Source organism: Bdellovibrio sp. HCB117, assembly GCF_047305915.1.
Taxonomy (GTDB): Bacteria; Bdellovibrionota; Bdellovibrionia; order Bdellovibrionales; family Bdellovibrionaceae; genus Bdellovibrio; species Bdellovibrio bacteriovorus_B.
In genome coordinates, this window is the sequence record NZ_CP178622.1 from 2,247,683 (window position 1) to 2,267,874 (window position 20,192).

Annotated in this window: 21 protein-coding genes; 7 read left to right on the plus strand and 14 right to left on the minus strand. The window is 46.6% G+C overall.

Annotated features, from left to right (window positions below; all coding sequences use genetic code 11):
* Positions 1–42 precede the first annotated feature (42 nt).
* From ACLWBD_RS10690 to ACLWBD_RS10715, 6 genes are all read right to left on the minus strand, one after another.
* Positions 43–522: a YcnI family protein gene (locus ACLWBD_RS10690; RefSeq protein WP_413568165.1), complete on the minus strand. Its 480-nt coding sequence runs from the start codon at positions 520–522 to the stop codon at positions 43–45.
* Positions 523–632: 110 nt separating this feature from the next.
* On the minus strand, positions 633–1,085 hold the full coding sequence (locus tag ACLWBD_RS10695; RefSeq protein WP_063208577.1) for a hypothetical protein: 453 nt from the start codon (positions 1,083–1,085) through the stop codon (positions 633–635).
* Positions 1,086–1,175: 90 nt separating this feature from the next.
* Positions 1,176–1,589, minus strand: coding sequence for a hypothetical protein (locus ACLWBD_RS10700; protein ID WP_063208579.1), 414 nt, complete (start codon positions 1,587–1,589; stop codon positions 1,176–1,178).
* Positions 1,590–1,741: 152 nt separating this feature from the next.
* Positions 1,742–2,464: a DUF3750 domain-containing protein gene (locus tag ACLWBD_RS10705; RefSeq protein WP_413568166.1), complete on the minus strand. Its 723-nt coding sequence runs from the start codon at positions 2,462–2,464 to the stop codon at positions 1,742–1,744.
* 104 nt (positions 2,465–2,568) lie between these two features.
* Positions 2,569–2,976, minus strand: coding sequence for a response regulator (locus ACLWBD_RS10710; RefSeq protein ID WP_063208581.1), 408 nt, complete (start codon positions 2,974–2,976; stop codon positions 2,569–2,571).
* Between the two features lie 62 nt (positions 2,977–3,038).
* Positions 3,039–3,917 carry a ChaN family lipoprotein gene (locus tag ACLWBD_RS10715; protein ID WP_413568167.1) on the minus strand — a complete coding sequence of 293 codons (879 nt, stop codon included), beginning with the start codon at positions 3,915–3,917 and terminating at the stop codon, positions 3,039–3,041.
* Between the two features lie 157 nt (positions 3,918–4,074).
* On the opposite strand from ACLWBD_RS10715, the gene rpmG reads away from it, so the two are divergent.
* From rpmG to ACLWBD_RS10730, 3 genes are read left to right on the plus strand one after another with little or no spacing between them, the layout of a single operon-like run.
* Positions 4,075–4,254 carry a 50S ribosomal protein L33 gene (gene rpmG, locus ACLWBD_RS10720; RefSeq protein WP_061836191.1) on the plus strand — a complete coding sequence of 60 codons (180 nt, stop codon included), beginning with the start codon at positions 4,075–4,077 and terminating at the stop codon, positions 4,252–4,254.
* Positions 4,254–4,790: a dCTP deaminase gene (dcd, locus tag ACLWBD_RS10725; RefSeq protein WP_063244760.1), complete on the plus strand. Its 537-nt coding sequence runs from the start codon at positions 4,254–4,256 to the stop codon at positions 4,788–4,790. Before rpmG ends, dcd begins: the two co-directional genes overlap by 1 nt.
* Positions 4,772–5,410: a hypothetical protein gene (locus ACLWBD_RS10730; protein ID WP_063208585.1), complete on the plus strand. Its 639-nt coding sequence runs from the start codon at positions 4,772–4,774 to the stop codon at positions 5,408–5,410. Before dcd ends, ACLWBD_RS10730 begins: the two co-directional genes overlap by 19 nt.
* On the opposite strand, the gene ACLWBD_RS10735 is transcribed toward ACLWBD_RS10730, so the two are convergent.
* From ACLWBD_RS10735 to ACLWBD_RS10750, 4 genes are all read right to left on the minus strand, one after another.
* Positions 5,364–8,435 (minus strand): hypothetical protein, encoded by a 3,072-nt coding sequence (locus ACLWBD_RS10735; protein WP_413568168.1) that lies wholly within the window; start codon positions 8,433–8,435, stop codon positions 5,364–5,366. The genes ACLWBD_RS10730 and ACLWBD_RS10735 overlap by 47 nt on opposite strands.
* Entirely contained in the window at positions 8,425–9,858 is a 1,434-nt protein-coding gene (locus ACLWBD_RS10740; protein ID WP_155722581.1) for a transposase, read from the minus strand. The genes ACLWBD_RS10735 and ACLWBD_RS10740 overlap by 11 nt, the downstream gene beginning before the upstream one ends.
* A 169-nt stretch (positions 9,859–10,027) precedes the next feature.
* Entirely contained in the window at positions 10,028–10,768 is a 741-nt protein-coding gene (locus ACLWBD_RS10745; RefSeq protein ID WP_413568169.1) for an alpha/beta fold hydrolase, read from the minus strand.
* Positions 10,755–11,774, minus strand: coding sequence for a M14 family zinc carboxypeptidase (locus ACLWBD_RS10750; RefSeq protein ID WP_063208591.1), 1,020 nt, complete (start codon positions 11,772–11,774; stop codon positions 10,755–10,757). Before ACLWBD_RS10750 ends, ACLWBD_RS10745 begins: the two co-directional genes overlap by 14 nt.
* A gap of 90 nt (positions 11,775–11,864) precedes the next feature.
* Here ACLWBD_RS10750 and ACLWBD_RS10755 point away from each other — a divergent pair, with 90 nt between their 5' ends.
* Entirely contained in the window at positions 11,865–12,668 is an 804-nt protein-coding gene (locus tag ACLWBD_RS10755; protein ID WP_413568170.1) for a DUF1338 domain-containing protein, read from the plus strand.
* Here ACLWBD_RS10755 and ACLWBD_RS10760 read toward each other — a convergent pair.
* The gene (locus ACLWBD_RS10760; RefSeq protein WP_063208594.1) at positions 12,665–13,312 is read right to left on the minus strand and encodes an HD-GYP domain-containing protein; all 648 of its coding nucleotides are present in this window, start codon (positions 13,310–13,312) and stop codon (positions 12,665–12,667) included. The genes ACLWBD_RS10755 and ACLWBD_RS10760 overlap by 4 nt on opposite strands.
* A gap of 179 nt (positions 13,313–13,491) precedes the next feature.
* Between ACLWBD_RS10760 and ACLWBD_RS10765 the strand changes: the two genes are divergently transcribed.
* The 3 genes from ACLWBD_RS10765 (at position 13,492) to ACLWBD_RS10775 (ending at position 15,732) form a co-directional block, all read left to right on the plus strand.
* Positions 13,492–14,154 carry a hypothetical protein gene (locus ACLWBD_RS10765; RefSeq protein WP_063208638.1) on the plus strand — a complete coding sequence of 221 codons (663 nt, stop codon included), beginning with the start codon at positions 13,492–13,494 and terminating at the stop codon, positions 14,152–14,154.
* Between the two features lie 82 nt (positions 14,155–14,236).
* Positions 14,237–15,064, plus strand: coding sequence for a hypothetical protein (locus ACLWBD_RS10770; RefSeq protein WP_413568171.1), 828 nt, complete (start codon positions 14,237–14,239; stop codon positions 15,062–15,064).
* 158 nt (positions 15,065–15,222) lie between these two features.
* A complete protein-coding gene (locus tag ACLWBD_RS10775; RefSeq protein ID WP_413568172.1) occupies positions 15,223–15,732 on the plus strand; it encodes a hypothetical protein in 510 nt (169 codons plus the stop codon).
* A gap of 36 nt (positions 15,733–15,768) precedes the next feature.
* Here ACLWBD_RS10775 and ACLWBD_RS10780 read toward each other — a convergent pair whose 3' ends face one another.
* From ACLWBD_RS10780 to ACLWBD_RS10790, 3 genes are all read right to left on the minus strand, one after another.
* Positions 15,769–18,888 carry an efflux RND transporter permease subunit gene (locus ACLWBD_RS10780; RefSeq protein ID WP_413568173.1) on the minus strand — a complete coding sequence of 1,040 codons (3,120 nt, stop codon included), beginning with the start codon at positions 18,886–18,888 and terminating at the stop codon, positions 15,769–15,771.
* 77 nt (positions 18,889–18,965) lie between these two features.
* The gene (locus tag ACLWBD_RS10785; RefSeq protein ID WP_063208601.1) at positions 18,966–19,952 is read right to left on the minus strand and encodes a DUF6976 family protein; all 987 of its coding nucleotides are present in this window, start codon (positions 19,950–19,952) and stop codon (positions 18,966–18,968) included.
* A 1-nt stretch (position 19,953) separates the two neighbouring features.
* Positions 19,954–20,187 carry a hypothetical protein gene (locus tag ACLWBD_RS10790; protein WP_063208603.1) on the minus strand — a complete coding sequence of 78 codons (234 nt, stop codon included), beginning with the start codon at positions 20,185–20,187 and terminating at the stop codon, positions 19,954–19,956.
* Between the last annotated feature and the right edge of the window lie 5 nt (positions 20,188–20,192).

Here is a 20,192-nt window from a genome sequence, read left to right on the forward strand (position 1 = left end):
CATCCGTGCGGATGCCTTTTTTGTTTTCAGCACGAGCGAATTTTAATGAGCGCCGGTCGCTGGGGTGATTTTCAATGACGGCGCGGGTGCCAGTAACGAATGTTCGTCTTGACCCGGTACAGGAACGTCCGCCCAATTAATTTGTCCGCTTTCACAGGTTTGAAGAACTTTGAAATAAAGAGTGCTTCCTGCTGCCGCCATGATTTTTCCACGAAAAACAAATTCATCGTAATGAGCATCGGCCAAGCGTCCACCAGAAAAGCGAATCTCTTCAATTTGTCCCAAATCATTTTGAACAGTCTCGACATTCCAGCCTGGCTTAGGCATAGGTTTCGGAGTTACAAATCCTTTAGGAATCGAGATATGGACCGCCGTCGTGGGTGAGCCCTCGCAACCATGAGGAACACGCGCCACTGCTTTATAGTAGCTACCCGCCGCTGCACTCGGAACTTCGAAAGAGACATGGCCGTGAGCCGAAATGGATGCGATTATAGTAGATAAAAAAAGAAAAGACTTAAACAAAGAACACCTCCTTAAGAGGTGCTATTTGTATGTCAGTCTAAATGCATTTCCAATGCCGCCATTTGTTGCGGCCCTTGTTTTTGTCAATTTACTGCTCCGCCTACGAAGTTCTATTCAACAGTGCCTTCTGAACCCATGTTGCCCGTGTTTCCTTTTTCGCGTCCCATTCCAGTGCCGGTTTCAGCGGGTGTTTTATTTTTCTCGTCGAAACTTTCTGCACGTGAAGTGGTGGGACCAGGAACTTTCTTTTTCTTCTTAGCTGTTTTGGATTTTGCATCTGGCGTTGTGGGATCTTGATAGCCTCCGCCGGCGGTGCCAGTTCCTGTCTGGCGACTTTCGCCAATAGAATCTCTTTCATGTCCTGAAGAACTTGGACTGTTGGGATCCGTTTCTGCTTGAGTCTTCGTCGTACGAGCGTCATAGCCTTTTTTAGGTTTATTTTTCGCCTCTGACGAACGAGTGGCTTCCGTCTGTGTCGTTGATGAAGAAGATGCACCTTCGTCGATGGCCCATCCCGATGAACATAACAACGCCGTCACCGCGGCCGTGATTGCTGTCTTCATACAAACTCCTTTAAGAGCGACAGAGAACTTGCTTTGAGCCAGGCCCACAGCAAGTTCGTTTTATTGCTCGGTCTCGTATCTGAGTGTGAGTTACTCAGTTGTGCCTTCTGTGCCCATAGTTCCAGAGCCGCTAGAATCCGTTCTAGTGCCAGAACCCGTGGCAGATCCTGTTGAATCTGAAGTACCTCTGTTCATGCTGCCTGTGGATTCACTTTCGTAACCACTTGCATCCGCTCTGTTAGAGCTTTTTTTGGCTTTCTTTTTATCTCGCTCTTGGCGTTCAATTTCCGACGCCACAGAGCCAGATGGTGATGAACTTGACGACATATCAGCGGAATCAGATGTGCCTGTTCCCGATCCTGATGTTGCCGTATCAGTATGAGCGCCTGAACCTGTGCCCGTCGACGAACCGGTACTTGAGCTTGAGCCCGAACCGGAGCCGGCTGCAAAGGCAGAGCCCGAAACCATCATGGCCGTAGCCACTAAGACTGTTAGTAATTTCATATCATCCTCCTTTGCGAGAGATGGTTGAGCCCATCCTGCACCACCCATGGGAGGCATTCAAATTTTTCAAAATTTTCTGAGTGAAAACATAGAATATTTCTGAAGAAAGACGAGTCGGGCCCGCTTTAAGACGGGCCGAAAATTGCGGATTATTAAAAGGCCTTGTCCTTCATCCCCACCCTTCCCACCATAGGAAGTTTTAAAGCGGGACGAAGAAAATCGACGCCGAAGTTAAGTCCTAAAAGATTCAACTCCACACCTTCATTCAAGCCGACGGTAAAACCAAATAGGCCGAACAACGAAAATTGCACGCCGGTTTTGGCTTCACTCCAACCCACGACGTCACCTTGATTAATCCAGTCTTTTCCAATAGCGGTCGGTGGAAGCTCTACTTTCAATTCCGGCACATTGCGAATAATGTGCGAGATAAAAGTGTTGCTGTTGGGGCCCGGGTAAGCTCGGTACGTTTTTTTATATGCATAGTTCGCGGCTAAGTTGGCAATTTGTGGAATCGCTTTTTCCGCTTCTTCTCCGCGCAGATCTTCCAGCAATTCAGGGCGCGCCCCAAACCAGTGGCGATCCGGAATATCTTTTTGTACGACGACCGCTTCTTGCCCGCGACGCACGCGCCAGCCAATCACATGATAAGTCGTATACTCGTTCGCATTTTTTGCTTTCGTCGCAATCCAAGAGTGCACGGCAAAATAACCGCGCCAATCCACGGTGCGAGCGGCATACACTTGCACCACCGCACGTTTTTCAGAGTGAGGATCTGGCGCAATGCCGGCGCTATCACGGGTAGCCGTTCGCCAGTCTTGAGCAAAGGAATTTGAAAATGCAAAAAAGCCCACGAAAAATGAGAACAGTTTTTTCATGAAGTTATTATGAGACATTTCCCCCGGATTGGGGAAAAAATGTTGGGAGTTTTCCTCGAAAAGAAAACTAAAAGACCTCAAGGTCGCTTGAGGTCTTAAAGAATTTAAGCTTTGTTGTGCTTAGCATAGGCCGCTTTCAGCTTATCTTCGAAAATCTTCGCTGAAAACGGTTTCACGATGTATTGAGAAACACCGGCAAGAACGGCTTCTGTCACTTGATCGCGTTCTGATTCCGACGTCAAAAGAACAAACGGAAGATTCGCCCACTCCGCTGTCGCACGAACTTGCTTCAGCAGATCAAGGCCTTTCATCTTCGGCATATTCCAGTCAGAAATAACCAGTTGAAATTGAGTTCCTGGAGAGTTGTGTTGTAAAAGAAGTTTCAAACCTTCTTCGCCGTCTCCAGCTTCTTGGATGTTTTTATAGCCCATCGCTTTTAGTGTATTCTTCACGAGATCACGAATGGACGGCATGTCGTCGATAACTAAAATGCGGGTTTCAAGAGGAAACATAGTTGGGACTCCTGTAAAGCTCTTCCCATTTTAGAAAAGCTCACAGGAATCTCAAAGAATCTTTACAACCCTAGACTTTGTGCTGGTGCAAGCCACAGGTAATCTGCACGAAGTCCGTCTTGAACTGACGGTTGGATTTCAACCGCGATCTCGTCCTCTTCCATTCCCAGAGTATTGATCTGCGAGAATGTCACAATAGGTGTGTTCGGCAAGCGAGCACGCAAACGGTCGGGAAGGCCTCCGCCGTATTGGACGTGAAATTCGCCAACGACAATCACCAGGACTTGATCGGGATGAGTCTTTATAAAGTCGGCCGCTTTCCAGGCCATCGTATCATCCCAAATGGACTGAGCGGCGAAATAGCGCTCCCCTGCTTCTGGCGTTGGCAAATGAGGCATCATGCTTAAGAAGCGACGTTTGTAACTATCGCGCCCTAAAGTGAAGTTTGGAGGCAGCATCGCCTTCTCGTCCGCTGAAAGTCCTTCAAGGCCTTTCTTTGCCGCAGAGCTCGTCACACTGCGCGGAGCATTTAAAGCCAAAGTTAAAGCGCCTTCCGTTAAGTTCGGAAATAAAGCCTGAGAGCGATAATAATCATAAGAGGGGCTTCCCCACTGAATAGCTTTTAGAAACTCGGGCTCAGTCACTGTTCCTGCTCGGTAGGCATCAACTAAGTGCTGATGAGTATATGTAAAAAATTCCAGTCCCACAGAGACCTTCAAACCTTGAGTCCGCAAGCCTTGCATAACAGCGACCTGTTGGTCACGGTGTTGAACAAATCCGTGGTTTTCTCCGATAACAACGATGCTGCCAGGGCGGACCGAAGCCACAGATTCTTGCAAAGTCATGGGAACCAGGTCGCTTCCCCGCAAAATGCCTTCAGATTGGGCATGGGCGCAGGCCGACATCAGGATGGAGATCAGAAAAAGGCTCCAAGTCTTCATAAATACTCCTCGAAGATCGTCAATAGACGTGAATTTGCCTGTTGAAGTTTCCTTTTTCTTTTGATACCTTGAGCCCCTTTGAAAAGGTATTGTCATTTTTTCCATATTACGCATGGCAGTACAAATGATTTAAAAGGTTCTATTAAGGGGCATTGCAATGGCAAAAAAGTCAGGAAGAATCATCATCACTCTTGAGTGCACTGAAGCTCGCGCTGAAGGCAAACCTGTTTCTCGTTACACTACGACTAAGAACAAAACTAAGACTCCAGGTCGTCTTGAAAAGAAGAAATACAATCCAAACTTGAAACGTCACACAGTTCACAGAGAAACTAAGTAATGATTCTTACGGATCAGCAGATTCTCGAATGTATGGAACAAGGGTCTATTAAAGTAGAGCCCTTCCGCAGAGAGTGCCTAGGAACGAACTCTTATGACGTTCACTTAGGTAAAACACTCGCTGTCTATGAAGAGAAGACGCTGGACGCAAGAAAGCATAACAAGATTCGCACCTTTGAAATTCCTGAAGAGGGTTTTGTCCTTATGCCTGACACCCTCTATCTTGGCGTGACTTTGGAGTATACTGAGACTCTGAAGCATGTCCCATTTTTAGAAGGTAAATCGAGTGTCGGTCGCCTAGGTATTGATATCCACGCTACAGCGGGTAAGGGCGACGTTGGTTTCTGCAATTATTGGACTCTGGAAATTTCGGTAAAACAGCCGGTTCGTGTTTATACTGGCATGCCGATTGGGCAGTTGATATACTTTGAGGTGAAGGGCGATATTTTAACGTCTTACAACGTTAAGCCTTCAGCGAAGTATAATGACAAGAAACCCATTCCAGTAGAGTCAATGATGTGGAAAAACTCATTCTAAAATCGTTTCTAGCTTTAAGTTTTCTAACAATCGCTGCTTGTTCGCCTGCTGAAGTCACCGATGTGTCCGGTATTGATTCTAATACGGCTATCAGTGGTTCTTTTCAGGAATACGATGCCAATAAGATTCAAGGTATCGGCACGATTCGTTTTACAACGGTTCTTCCCGTTTCTTCCAGCCGTTCTCTGGCCTTAAAAACATCCTTAGACAATGTCTCAAGCAGCTGGGTATCGACGGTATTCTATTCTTCTAATGCCGCAATTCCTAGCACGAATGGTGTGGCAGTGACTTTCACCCGCTCCGGCGCTAGCGTGACGGCGCAGATTTCCATTAACGGAAATTCTTCGATGGTGTCTTCTTCACGTTTGACCTTTTTGGTTCCAACGGCTTTGGATTTGATTGTCGAAGTTCACAATGTGAACTCAAAAGCGCGCGTTTTGATCTGGCGTCGTGATCAGATTACTTATTCCCCGACGGCTGCCGATGTTGATACCGATCGCTCGGGTGACCTGGTATCTTCTCTGCCAACGCAAACAGGTGGCGGCGGGTTCGTGGGTTTGATTATTCAAAACTCTACTGTGACTGCTGCGCGGGTTGATTTACAGAAAGTATTGGATTAACCAGCTCACCTTCCGTAGTTTTACTGGCCTTCGCGGATTTAGTAACCTGGTCCGCGATATAACCTAAAATTTCTGACAGCTGAACACGATCCGCCCAGACATCCCATTTTTCACGTTTACCCTTCCAACTTAAGACGAAGCGAAGCTTTTCTTTGATCGTCTCTGGCGGTTTTCCATAGCGAAGGATGTAAGTGAACAGATCCAAAAGATCGGCTTCTTTGATCGTTCCACTTTCAATCTGTTCTTTAGCTAGCTCTAGCAGGATGCCCTTAAATGCGGGGAAGGCGTTCAAAGATTCCGGTGTATTGATCACGCCGTCTTTGTTTTTATCAAAACGCGCATAAATCATTTCGATATACTGAATCACGTGCGGAGCCAGCGAAATATCCTCAAGCAGCGCCATGTTCTTATCGTTGGGAACATAGCCCGCAGCCTTAAAGATATTGTTCATGTAAATAGCCCATGAGTCTTTATCCGCCGCCTTTTGAAACTTCACATATTCAGGCATGGAGATCGCAGCCGCAGGCAAAGAATCTTTATAAGACGCTCGAGCACAGCTTAAGCTGACAAGCGCATCGTTTTTCACATCGGTATTTCCGTTAAAGCATTTCTTTATAAGCTCTTCACGCAACATCGAATTGATGTTTAAGCCTGACCAAATCATGCCGATGAGGTCTGTCAATTCAGCATAAGAAGCCAACGTGCTGCCATCGGAATGAGGAACGAAAATATTTGCTTCACGAAAACGTGAAGACGCAAACGTCGTATTTTTAGAGTCGAGGATTCCCGCCTCCACCAACACTGGACGCAAAGCCATAAAGGCGCCTTGCACTTCTTCAAGGTTCACACCCTTATAGGTGTTCACTCGATCCGCCGTCCCTGCAAATGAACGAACAGCCAATCGACTGATCGCACGATATAGATTCAATTGGCGAAGCGTTTTCGCCGTGTACTTCTGTTGCAGCTTGTTCGAGATCAAAACGCGCGACTCATTGTCCACTGTCAGCGGCACCGGACTTTGCACAGTCAAAAGAAGCTCATAAAGACCTGAAGCCAAGGGCTGTCTCGACATCGTAGAGACGGAGGCCTTCTTTAAAACCTCTTGAAGCTCTTTCGCTGAATAGCCCTCATCTTCGCGCCAATTTTCAGTCGTTTGAGCGATGAAAAGCTCGGTGTCCAACCACACTTGAAGTTCGTTACGCAGAACTTCCAAAGAAGATAAGTTCAACGCATCGGGGACATGGCCTTCCAAGCGGCGCTCTGGGGCAGTCAAGATATTGTTCAAAACAACGCCCACGACTTGATCGATGGACTTCGGCTTCAGACCTTCTGGCAAAACTCCTAAATTGGACATGTGCTGGATTATTTTATTAATCTCGGCACGAGAAAACTGAGTTTCTTTTTTTGCGGCTAAAAGGTCACGAGCGATGTTGATACTTTGATTTGCAAAAATGGAAAGATAGCTGATCGTCAACGGCTTCTGGAACGACTGCTCTTTCAAGAAATAATCGTAATAAAGGAAGTCAGAGTAAAACCGCGCGGCAAATCCAAGAAGAACGCTCCAGTTGGCTTTTCTTAGAGAAGAATCGTTTCCACCCAGGATCATGTTTTTCACGTCGATGATCATTGGCATGTAGTCCTTGATCATGTCTGCGTAACTTTCACCCTTTGGCGGATATAGTGCTTCTATTTCGCGAATCAAAGGTACGAGATCTTGAAGGTCATAAGCCCCCTCAAATAGCACCCCGGCTTCGCGCACCGTGGATTCAAGAACGAATTGAGACTCCATGAAAAGCTTCTGCGCTTCTTCATTTTCGTAAAGCTCAGGCTCCCACTCACGACCATAAATAGAGTAATAAGGCAGGAACCGCTCGATGAGAATTTTAATGCGGCTGACTTTCAGGCGGGCCGTTTCAAAATCCGTTGTCGTAAAGGAATCGACACTTCCACCAAAGAAGAGCTGCTTCACTTTCATCGCTTCAAAAACCAGATTGTTTGATACTTTGAAGTCGGGCCACACCACTTGCAGGGTTTTTAAAAGATCATTGACCTCGTCACGAGAGACCACGCCTTCGGGTTTTTCAGCGACCAGATCCTGAAATACGGACAAGACGTCTTCGACCGTTCTGGAAAGATAAGAAAGACGGTACCCCGTCCCCGTTTCAGGCACTGACTTGATGAAGTAGTAATAACGAAGATATTGGATATAACCACGCGCGCCCAATAAAGCAAAACGACGCCATTCGCTGGGCGCTACATAGTTTTCATCGCCACCAGCCAAGGCCTTTTTAACTTTTAGAACGACGGGCATGTACTTCGCGATGGTCTTTGGGAAGTCCCACTTTTCATTAAAGAAGACACCCATTTGCTCCATCAAAACAACGAAGTCCGCAAGCTTATAACTACGACCATTGGATTCGATCAACGAAGCCAATGTGCGGGCAGCACTTTGAATTTCTTTATTCGCATCTTCGAAATAACGAACGTCTGATTGGATGTTGTTCGCTTCAGATACTGTCCAATTCAACGACAGCACCCGCATGTACGGAGTTAAATTCACCGTCATTTCACGGAAACTTCCAAAAAGTTTAATGATCTTATCGATCTCACCTTTTGAAATATACTCTGCGCTTCCGCCGACGAAGATCTGCTTCAGTTTCATCACTTCGACTTGCAGGCCGACAGGAATGGTTTCGTTTTTGGAAGCATCAAGGAAGTTTTTTTCTAAAAACGTCGCAAGCTCTTGAGATGTGTAGCGATCTGAAGAGTTCCCGCGCACATATCTTTTGAAAGTTTCAATCGCGGTTTCAGCACAATCCCAACCCGCAGCAACTTCAGCCTTCGTCGCCGTTCCGTCGATAAAGTTTTTTACGACAGGCTTCACTTCCGTTAAGCACTTCGTGCCGCCCAATTCGTGACTCTCTGGCGGAGGTGGCGCTTCGCCGACTTTTGAATCACAGCCAACAAAGGCCCCTGCTGCCATAACGGCCACAGTGATAAGCTGCACACATTTTTTAGAAAACATAAGTCATGCCCCCGTAGACACGGTCGTTGGCGCGGTACTGGTTCAGGAAGCTTGAAGGATTGTGATTTTCATCCTGCACTCCCAGCACGTCTCCACCAAGGACAACGGCCCACTTCTGATTGGGATAATAAAGGAACTCGGTATTCAACAAAGAACCCCGTTGGTCATAGTCATAGAGATATTTAAAACGAGTCACAAATGGACGACGGAAAATCGAAGCCAACTGGCCTTCCACACGGAATGAAAGAGCATTGGTGAATTTCAAACGAGCGTCGAACAGCGTGAAGTCATCGGGCTTTCCATCGCTGCGGATATCCACAATGCCCCCACCTTCGACTTTCAAGTATTCAAGTTGGAAAGCCAAAGTGCGAGTCAGAATATTGTTCAATGAAAAATCAATCGCCGCAGAATAAGCTTTCAAAGGCATAAGCTTTTGGATCGCCCAATCTGCGTCGGGACGTTTTTCCGTAGGTTCATCTTGAAGATAAGAAACAGAGGTCTTCACATTCTCGAAGGCGTAACCCATATCGACTGAATAAAGATCGTGATATGTCAGATCTGGTGAAACCGTCACATCCACGCCGCCTTCTGAGGCGTCCATTTGAATTTTACGTTTTAGAATCAGTTCGTTGACGGGAAGATGACCGGCACTGGCAACAACCCAAGGACCGCGATCTTTACTTCCAAGGCGTCCCATCATAGCGACAGCGCCATTACCTACGAGCTTTGCAGTTTCCGGAATATCGAGTTCATAGACGATCTTGTTTACGCGGTTATTTAAAGCAAAATCTCTGGAAGGAGCCCGGTACCAGCGGCTGTCGGCCACCAAGCCCCCACCCTCCTCACGGATGTCAGGCCCCATGCTAGGAATAAACACAGGCGTTGCAAACGCCACGACTTCCCAGCCACGCATATTGTAATCTGCAAAAAGACCGGTCAAACCTTGCTCGTCGGGACGAAGAGTGTCGATGGCAAACTTCGGCTGCCACAACCCCATTTGCCAGCGGCGATCCATCTCACTCCAGCCGTTTTTCTTGCGACCGGCATAGACCTTCAACGGCGTGTTTCCGTGATTGGCGATGTAAGCTTCATGCACGACGAAATGAGACTGTCCACGACTGAAGAAAGTACCGCCAGAGATATCGGCCACCATGTCGACCCAAGAGGTCTCTTTAAGGGCGGAAAGTCGCGCGGAAAGAAGCTGACTGTATGTGAGGTTCGGAGTTTCAGGAATGGGTGTGAGGTACTGCATTCCTTCCATACGGATTTGACCATAGACTTGCGCAGGCGTGGAACGCTTCGGCTCTTCAATAGAGCTGACTCCCTCAGCTTGAAGATTCTTCAAGTTCAGGGTCTGAGTTTTCGCATGTGTGTTTACCGCAACGCTCGTCAGCACCGCAGCAAGGTAGCTTCTTACCCTCACGTCCGCCTCTGGCTTTTAGTCCAGTCGATAGAGAATAAGAAAAGGGCTCAAGAGTCAACGGAGCCCAGTGTCGAGGGGGTTCTTCTCGAATATAGAGGATCTCAGGGTAAAAAAACGTCGCCTTAATTGAAAATCTTACCCCTAAAAAAATACCAGGAACGGCCTCGATTTAGAGTAAGTGTTCTAGAATCCAATGCGGGTCGTCAATTGGAATATCATGCCCGGCCCAAGGATGCATTGTGGGTTTTAGACCCCACTTCTCGCCGATCCGCAAAGTGCATTGCGGGGACACCAGCCGATCGCCATGACTTCCGAAAAGATGAATATCTCCGGGAGCCTCTTTGGGGAACTTGTACTTTGAAGCCGCCAACAGCTGGCGGAAGACGTTTTCCATATTCATGGGATTGTTTTTGGTGAAAGCCATCAGTGATAACATTTCAGCCTCACGACGTTCATGACTGTTGGTCACCATCTCCAGAATAGTTTTTTCCCACAAGGCCTCGTTGTTCGAAGCCGCCAGAAGTTTTGAAGCACGCAAGAAATTCATGGGATAAAAACGGTGATAAAAAGGCGAATGCGCCGACGAACTGGTACAGAACAAGTAGGATTTCTTCACTTCGTGCGGAAACTCTCGCATCCACTCAACAGTCACCATGGCACCCAAAGAAACAGAAAGAATATTAAAGGACTCGCCTTTTTTTACAAACTCAGAACGCGCCCGCAGATCTTTCACGTATTCGGAAATTTTTAACGGACTTTTTTCATTATAGCGAGTGCCATTTCCGGGAAGATCAATCAGTTCGATTTTGTCCTGCGGAAATTTCGTTTTCATTTTGTCGACGAAAGATCCCCAGTGCCCTACTCCGCGAGCCAAGCCACGCAATAAAATCCAATTTCTATTTTGTGCCATACCAAAGCTCCTGAGCTTTCAACGCCCATTCTTTTTCTTGTTCGCCATTCATATTAGCCCACGCCTGCGGAGAAGCCACTGCGCGGATCAAAAACTCCATCAAGGTATTGTGTCGACGAAGAGTGCGACGATGACGATGTCCTTTCAAAGGGTTAAAAGGCCCGTCAGAACGGAAGATTTGCCATGGGTTCTTTTTTACCCACATCCACGAACCCATCTCTAGACATAACGGCAGATATTTCTGATGGCCGGCAGCAGTTTTTAAGTGTTCGTCGTAAATATAATCCCACAAGTCCCCATGAGTCGTGTAACTTTGCGCCTGAGGTTCGACACGATAAAAATGATGGGGATATGTGCGGTCCAACAAATTTTTAAGGGAATAGGTCATCGGTAAATCCGGAAATGGCTTCACTGTTTTCGCATAAGGAAACCAAAGTCGATCTTGAAAACCGAAACCCGAGTGCAAATCCAAAGTGAGTGCCAAAGGGCTGTGTTTAATCTCTTCTTGCACGGCTTGCACCATCGCTTGCGCTTCCACTTCCATCGGTGCGCCTTCAACTCCGCGATACCAAGGCAAACGAGAACTGACACGATGACCGCCCACCCAGCGAGCCGGCTGCTCACCATCAACGGGGGCGTTTCGCATCAAGTCTACTCCGCGGGGGTTGGATCTTGTTTTGCGATATATGCCGATGGGATTCACGGTCGGGATGAAAAACACACGAATATTTTTTAAGGTGCTTTGCAGAGTTTGATCCCAGACCGCAAGTTCCGCCAAAGAATTCATCAATGCCACGCAGACCTGGGCACCGATGCGCTCTAGGCCGTGGACGCCGCCCACAAATCCAAGGACCGGAGCTTGGGGATCTTCACTGCCGAAAGTGATTTTATAAATTGGAAAACGCAAAGACTGATCTTCGCTGTAGGCAAGAATTTCTGATTTGACGGCCGTCCCCAAATCCTGGATTCGTTTTTCAATTTGCTGAATTTCAGGAAGTGTGGTCATAAGCCTCCATGATTAACGCTCGAAGCCATTGAACGAGCGTTGCACCTCGATTCTAAGAAGAGTAACCTTCGTTTATCAGGAGAACAAGTTATGATGAGTCTAGAAACTCTGCTTCAAAAAATGTGGGTCGACTATTGTGAACTCAACCCTGCCGCAAAACGTATTCATGACATTTTCACTCAAGAAGGCGAAAATGTGCTTAATGACCACATTGCCCTTCGCACCTTCAATCATCCCCGCTTAGGCATCGAGTCTTTGGCTCAGCACTTTAAAAAATATGGTTATGTCGAAAAGGGTGAATACACTTTCGTTGAAAAAAAGCTTTACGCAAAACACTATGAGCACCCCAATGAGGACATGCCTAAAATCTTCATCAGCGAACTTGAGCTTGAAAAAGTTTCTCTGTTCATTCGCGAAACTGTGAATAAACTGGTCGAACAATTGCCGGATTCTTTAATCCAGAGCGAATCCTTCCCTATGTGCGGACGTCCTTGGAAGACTTCTTTTGAATTGTATTCGCAGTTGGCCAAAGAAAGTGAATACGCTTCTTGGGTGGCGGCCTATGGCTTCCGTCCGAATCACTTCACAGTGAATATCAACAAACTTAAAAAGTTTGAGGACATCGTCCAGTTGAATGATTTCATCAAGAGCAAAGGCTACACCTTGAATAAGGCTGGCGGTGAAGTGAAGGGAACTCCTGCGGACTACCTAGAGCAAAGCTCTACGATGGCGTCAGAAATTCCTGTGAAGTTTGACGACGGCAGCACTCACAATATTCCTGGCTGCTATTACGAGTTCGCAAAGCGCTATCCACTTGCGAACGGTAAGTTGTATCAAGGATTTGTCGCGAAATCCGCCGACAAGATTTTTGAAAGTACAAACAAGGTCAACTAAGCAACACGTTTGATAAGCTTATCAAACGTCTCTTTATCCGCCTCTTGCTGGCCCCAATGTTTGTGGGCCTGCAAGAACGTCTGAACTAGTTGCGGGTCAAATTGAGTGCCCGAACAACGTTTCAACTCTGCATAGACCACGTCCAAAGGAAGGCCCTTGCGATAAGCGCGGGTTTCCGACATGGCATCGTAAGTGTCGACAACCAAAATAATGCGCGCAAGCAACGGAACTTCGTCTCCCCGCTTTTTATCGGGATACCCTGTTCCATCCACACGTTCATGGTGACCACGAATCGCGGGAAGAATTTCAGAAAAGAAGGGATGTCTGGCTAATGGTTTAATGATCTCTTCACTCATCACCGGATGACTCTGCATGACCAAATGCTCTTGATCATCAAGCTTACCAGGTTTAGCGATAATACTTTGAGGAACACCGATTTTACCGATGTCGTGGAAAAGGCCAGAAAACTCAGCAAGCTTTTGCTGATATTCGTTTAAGCCGGCATCACGCGCGAGTTTGCGCGACATCTCACCGACTCTGCAACAATGCGCATACGTCGCTGGGTCTACAGCTTTCAATGATTGCATCAAGGCCTGTGCAGCTTCATAAGCCCACGGCGGAATGTCACCCCAGGAAGACGACATATGGCTCCCTTCTCCCCTTACCTTACATTTTTCGGAAATTAAGACGTAAAACTTAAATAAGAGAAATTTTATCGTCTTATCTTGAGTCAACTTCCGGTTGACAGTTGGTTGCGTGATTGAAAGACTTTTCAATGAAAGTGAATCACATTGAAACAGCTTTGAATCTGGGAAGGGTTTTTATGAAAAAGTGGCTTCTTGTTGTATCTATTCTGACTTTTTCGTCGGCCTCATTTGCGCAAAAAATTAAAGTCCGTAAAGTGAAAGGCAACCAGGCCGTGATTGAGTTTTCTGGCGGCTCTTTGCAACCTGGAAACGTCTATGAGCTGGCTCCGGACGAATTTGGTGAATCCTCCGCCGTTTCGACATCACGTAGATACTTAGTAGGCTTGAGCTTTAATTTCGAAAATACCAAAGCCGACACTTCTGGAGCGGAAAACGAAACGGACATCAACTTGTTGGCAAAGTTTGGTTGGAACTACGGCACTTTCGAAGTTGGACCTATGGTTAGCTATTCATCAACGGCGATCGGCAGTGTCACTACGACGACTTATAAGTTCGGCGGATTCGGTGATTACAATATGATTGCTAATACTCCGGGCGAAGCTTTTATTTATGGCTTGGGTGGTTATGCCACTATGGGACAACGTGATAGCGGCACTGGAAGCAAAATTGATGTCATGGATTTCTTTGTGGGCCCTTTTGCAAAATGGTTCCCGACAGGAACAGGCGTGGGTTTCCGTCTTGATGGTGGTTATATCTATCAAAAAGTTTCTGGCGGCGTGGGTGGGGATGCCACGATCACGGGCTTAGCCTTTACTGCCGGCATTATTGCCTACTTCTAATAAAATCTTAACCGAATCATGCGTTGAGGGCTCTTGTAGAGCCCTCTTTTTTTTAGTATTTGATTCTAAAAAAGGATGTCGCATGAAGCCCTCTGGATTGCTTTTCTTCTTGCTCCTATTTTCGCCGCTCGCACTTGCTCAAACTCTTTCTTTGACGGCACCAAATAAGTCCTGCGCTTGTTCCTCTGAAATCGAAGACCCACTAGAAGAACCCCAAAGTTTTAACTACGGAAAATTCCAGGGCCAATGCATCGACTCTTGTCGTTTTCGACCTGCCCGTATTTTAGAAAGTTCTTCCCATCTCATTGTTGGGAATATTTTGCATTTAGGTGGCTACTATAAAGCGAGCATCCCCCTGCAAAACCTCGCCAAGGTCGAAATGGGTTTTGAGGAGTTTTTGCCCGGTGTTTCCCACGTCGTTTTAAAATTCACTTTGGATGAAAAGGCCCCCGACATTATTTTACTCAGTCAGGTGAATCAGCAGAAAGCGGCGATTCCCATCCGTTCTTTGGTTCTGTCTTCAGAAGGCGTACCACCCAAAGATCATCCGTATACTTTGATGGAAGCTTATTTCGGAAACTTCTTATTGGCTCACCGCTTGGTCACCGGGGATGAACTCGCTCGCTGGATCGCGGAATATGCTCATCCCTTGAAACTTGTGGAGCTTAAAATTCCAACTGAAACCGCAGGGAAGATTTTTTTAAAGGGCGTTCAAAAAAGCGACACGCAACGCATGCAAGATGTGTATGCGTTGTTTTCAAATAACTGTTCGACAAGTGCCTTTTCATTTATCGATTCACAGTCTAATATCACACGCACCGGATGGCAGCGATTTTTGGATGCACTTCCTATTGCAGGTCCTTGGGGCACGTTGCAGTCTTTGCAGGAAAGACAATTGGTGACTCAATAACGCGAAGGAATTTCCGCTTTTGATTTTTACTCAGAAATTTCCCTGATTTCTCGGTAAACTTACCTAGTTTACTGTTAGAAAAACGACGATCGGTAAAATAATTCGAAGTCCTTCCCGGTCTGATAGACAAGACAGCTCGCTCTCTTTAGATTGCGGGCATGACACGTTATCTGATTTTTTTAGCGCTGCTTTTTCCACTGACTTCAGTTGCACAAGGGAACTGCTTTCCGAGTGAAAACTCTTGTGATTTCTATCAATGCAAAGAACAAGAACGACAATGTGGGGCTGAAGGTTACTGGATGAACTTCGGTCATCCTTATTGTGAGAGTTTCTTAAAAGATCAACAGCAGTTTTACCCACGCACTCAAGTGTGGCTGAAGGATGTGCGTCTGTGCCTGCAAGAACGCGTTCAGCAGGTCTCGCAAGAAGCCTCGTGCAATGATCTTCATAAACAGGCCATGCACAGCCATGTGAGCTGCTACGTCGATACGGGTTTTTGCGATCTTACTTACCTCGAGAGAGCTCGCGTTTACTGGTATCTAAAAGGCGCTTTGCGAAGTGCCAGCACCTGGCAGGAAGCCGCTCTTCTTCATCAAGCTTGCTGGAATCATAAAATGCAGACTTACGGTTGGAGTGATGAAACGTTGTTGAAGGACGCAGGTCTATAAAAACAAAAAAAGGAGCAGACATCTGCTCCTTTTTCTTTAAACCACCGTTTCATCGTGTCCGAAGATCTTACGGTATTTACCCATGAACCAGGCCTGGAATCGGTCAATGTATAAGTGCACGGCCGGAATCACGTAAAGAGTTAACAGTGTTGAACTGATCGTACCACCAATAACGACAATACCCAGTGACGTACGAGACTTTGAAGCCTCATTCAGACCAATCGCTACGGGCACCATCCCCGCGATCAGCGCCAAGCTCGTCATGATGATCGGGCGAAGGCGCGTCTCACCGGCTTTGATCAAAGCATCGTAACGAGATTGACCTTCTTTTTGACGCTCCATTGTTGAGTCGATCAACAAGATCGAGTTCTTCGTCGCAAGACCCATCAACATCACGCAACCAATCATCGAAAACAGGTCGAAGCTAGAACGTGTAATGAAGAGTGAAAAGAAGGCGCCACAAGCTGCCAACGGAATCACGGCCATAATAGTGAAAGGCGTAATGAATGATCCATACAAGCTCGCCAAAACCAGATAGATGAACATCACACCAAGCCCCATAGAAACCATAATATTGGTCATCAATTCTGCGAAACGCTCGGCTTCCCCGACAAAACTAAATGTCACACCCGGAGGAGCTTTGAGCTCGCCTTGCCCTAAGGCGTTGACTTCCGCCATCACGCCCCCCAAACCTTTACCGCCAGGAGTAAGATCAGCTGAAATCTGAATATAGCGGTTGCGATTTTCGCGTAGAATAACGGACGGCCCCTGAGCTTCCTTTAAAGAAGCCACATTTTGCAGTGGGACCAAACGGCCGCTTAAGTTGGGTACTCGCAAGTGGGCGAACTCTTCACGAAGATCCCGTTGGTCAGGCTTTAAGCGCACCCGCACATCATAGTTCACGCCGTTTTCACGATAGATTGCAGGCGTAAGACCTTCAATCAATGTACGAAGCTCCATACCAATGCCCGTAACCGTCACTCCGGACGCTTTGGCGACGTCGCCCTTCAGTTTTACTTGATACTCTGGCTTACCCGCACGGTAGCTGCTATCCACTTGTTGCAAACTTGGATTTTCTTTGAGCTTTGCTAATAACTTTTCAGAATACTGAATCAGTTCATCCATGTTTTGACCAACAACGTTTAAGTTGAAGGCCCGGCTGCTTTGTTGGCCCGGGTTGTCCGTCACGATGATATTGTATTTTTCTAATCCGGTGTAAGCCTTGCGAAGCTCATCCTTCATCTGTGTGGTGTTCTTATTTCTTTGTTTAGAAGGAACAAGATGAACGTAGACACTTCCTTTATGCGCTTCTCCATTTGCTGAGCCCACGAAAACTAATACATCCTCAATTTCTTTAAACTTGCGCGTGCGAGCTTCAATTTCTTTAGCAACTTCATCCGTCCCGTCCAAACTCGCCCCTGGAGGAAGCTCGAACATCACGTAAAACTCGCCGTTGTCTTGCGGCGGCAAGAATGTAAACGGAACTTTCGTCGCGATAAATAAAGAGAAGAAGAAAATAAACACCGAACCTAATATCGTTTTGATCGGATGATTCAAAGCCCAGCGCAATGTGATGACATAAATTTTCTCTAGCCAAGTTTGAAAACGATCGAAGTCTTTAAGTAGTTTCTGATTCCAGCGACCAAAACGAGACGTCGGTGGCTTGTGTGAATGCTCCCCTGCCACATAGGCCGATAGCACCGGCGCCACAAACAAACCGTCGAACAAGGATACAATCATCGCAAAACAAATCGTCAAACCGAACTGTTTGAAGAACTGCCCGACGATGCCTTGCAAGTTTCCGATGGGCCCAAACACAGCAAGAATTGCCAGTGTTGTGGCAATAACGGCCAAGGTCACTTCGTTTGTACCCACGATCGCGGCTTTTTTAGGTGAAAGCCCTGCCTCTAGTTTACGGAAGATATTTTCGCGCACCACGATGGCGTCATCGACCAAAAGCCCCACAACTAAGCTCATCGCAAGCAAGCTCATGATGTTGATAGAAAAGCCAAAGATGCCCATGACGATACACGCCCCTAAGAGCGAGTTCGGAAGAGCGAAGCCTGTAATCAAGGTGGACTTCATACTTCCCAAGAAGAAATAAACCACTAAGACCGTCAGGAGGACCCCGAAGAAGATTGACTCATAAACGTCAAATACGTTCGCACGAATCTTACGGCTGGTATCCTGAACGATCTTCATTTCGGCATTCATGCCTTTGGCTTTGAAATCCGCATTGATCTTTTTAACTTTGGCGGCAACGTCATCCGCCACTTTCACCGAGTTCGCACCTGATTGCCGATAGATACTAAAGTTAATCGCCTTTTTGCCGTTCAAGCGGCTGCGCGTTTTTTCATCTTCTAATGTGTCTTCAATCTTACCCACAGAAGCAATTGTGATCGGATGATAAACGTCGGCCAGACGAAGAACAGATGAACCGATCTCTTCGATGGATTGGTACTGCGCTAAAGTTCTAAATGAATATTGGGTGGGACCTACATCGATCTTCCCTGCCGGGACGTTGCGTCCCCCACTGCGCAAAGCCTCAGCGACGGCCGTTGCCGAAATGTCAGTGCCATTAAGACGATCACGATCCAAAGAAACATGAATTTCTCTTTTACGGCCGCCTAAGATATCCACTTGACCGACTTGATAAACCTGCTCGAACTGCGGAGAGATCACCTCTTTCGCTAAATCGTAAAGTTTTGCGTCGTCCATATCCGCCTGCAGGGAAATATACATGATCGGCGCATCGGAAGGACTGATCTTCCGAATCACGGGCGCATCAATATCATCTGGAAGTTCGCGCAAAGCATTTGATACTTTGGCGCGCACTTCTTGTTCAGCGAAGTTCAGATTCGTCTTTAACGAAAACTCGATGGTCAAAATGCTGACGCTCTCCATGTTTTGAGAGGACACTTTTTGAACGCCGGAAATCGTTGAAACTTCATCCTCAAGAATTTTAGAAACTTCCGTCTCAATTTCCTGAGGGCCCGCACCGGCATAAGTTGTTTGTACAACGACCGTTGGCAAGCTCACATCTGGATAAAGATCGATCGGAAGACCTTTGAGCGAAATCATTCCCAGCGTCAGCATGAGAATAACGATAGACATAATAAAAACGGGATGACGGACGGATAATAAAGCTGGTGACATGGGTGCGCAAATTATCAGCTTCAAAAACAAACAACAACTAAAGAGAAGTTCGAAGCCCGAAGGATTGGCACAGCCCGCTAACGGTCTTCGAACGTCAGGTACACCATTGTCTGATTTAAAAGCATATAGGCAATTTCACCGAAGGTCATCGGGCCTACGATATCTGCTGTCTTCTTGCCTTCTAAATTCGCGTATAGAAAATTTAGAATACAGTTACACGTGAAAGTAGGATTTTTCATATCCGAGTTCTTGATAACTTTTTCAAACTCGGCTTCATAATCCATAACTGGATTCGCAAACTTATAGTCGACATCCGAAAAAACCGGAGCATAAAACTGAACGGACTTGTTCGCTTCATTCAGTGACATTACGCTGACGTTGATCATGGCACCTGAATAGTTCGCTACCAAGGGCAATTGCGTGTCAATCCCACGTTCTTTAATATATTCAAATAAGTTTTTACTTTCCCCGTTCACCAGGCAGGTCGTTGCCTCAAAGCCTGTGGATTGAAAACGAACGACGTCCCCGTATCCTTGTTTAAACAGATTCAAAATATTCACTTTGCCATACTTGTGTTTAGCCAGACCTAAATGAAGAACAACAGCTCGATCAGAATAGGCTTGTCCCGTGAAGCCATCATAAACTTTAGCGACCTTCTTTGAGTCTTGCTGTAAATGATAGCCGCTCACCCATCCTAACAAGGGGCTGTCAAAGAGGCCCGAAAAGTTCATGCATTCTTTGGCAAATACCTTATGCACTTCCGAAAAAGCGGGAATAATAATAAAAGAAACACCATTGTCTTTATAATCTTTAGGAATATGTTGAATCTCTTTCGCGCCATAACTGATCAAAGTCTGACTCGAAACAAAATCCGGCAACTCAACGACCTGAATCATATCAGACGTATCGATGCCTCCCCACTCCGACATGAAGTACGGGATGGTTCCACCAACCCAAGCACCGCGAGGAAGCTGACTCATTAACGAATCGTTTCCCGCAAGAAGAAGCTTTTTGCCTTCCTGGATCATGGCGCTAACTTCTTTTACATTAAAGAGTGTCTTCAAATTAACTTCCTTTTCCAAAGATACATTGGATGTCTTCAGAAACTGCGTGTTCATTTTTCTTAAAAAATTCATAGGCAATAGTCACTGCTTCACCGATTTTATCGGAAGACGGGTTTCCTTGGACCAAGCGCCTCACACGGGTCAGAATCATTTTGCTAGCGAGAGCCTGTAACGGGACTTCGTTTTGATCGACAACAAGACTTCGCCAGCGGGGATCATCTTTGGGTGGAAGCATTTGAT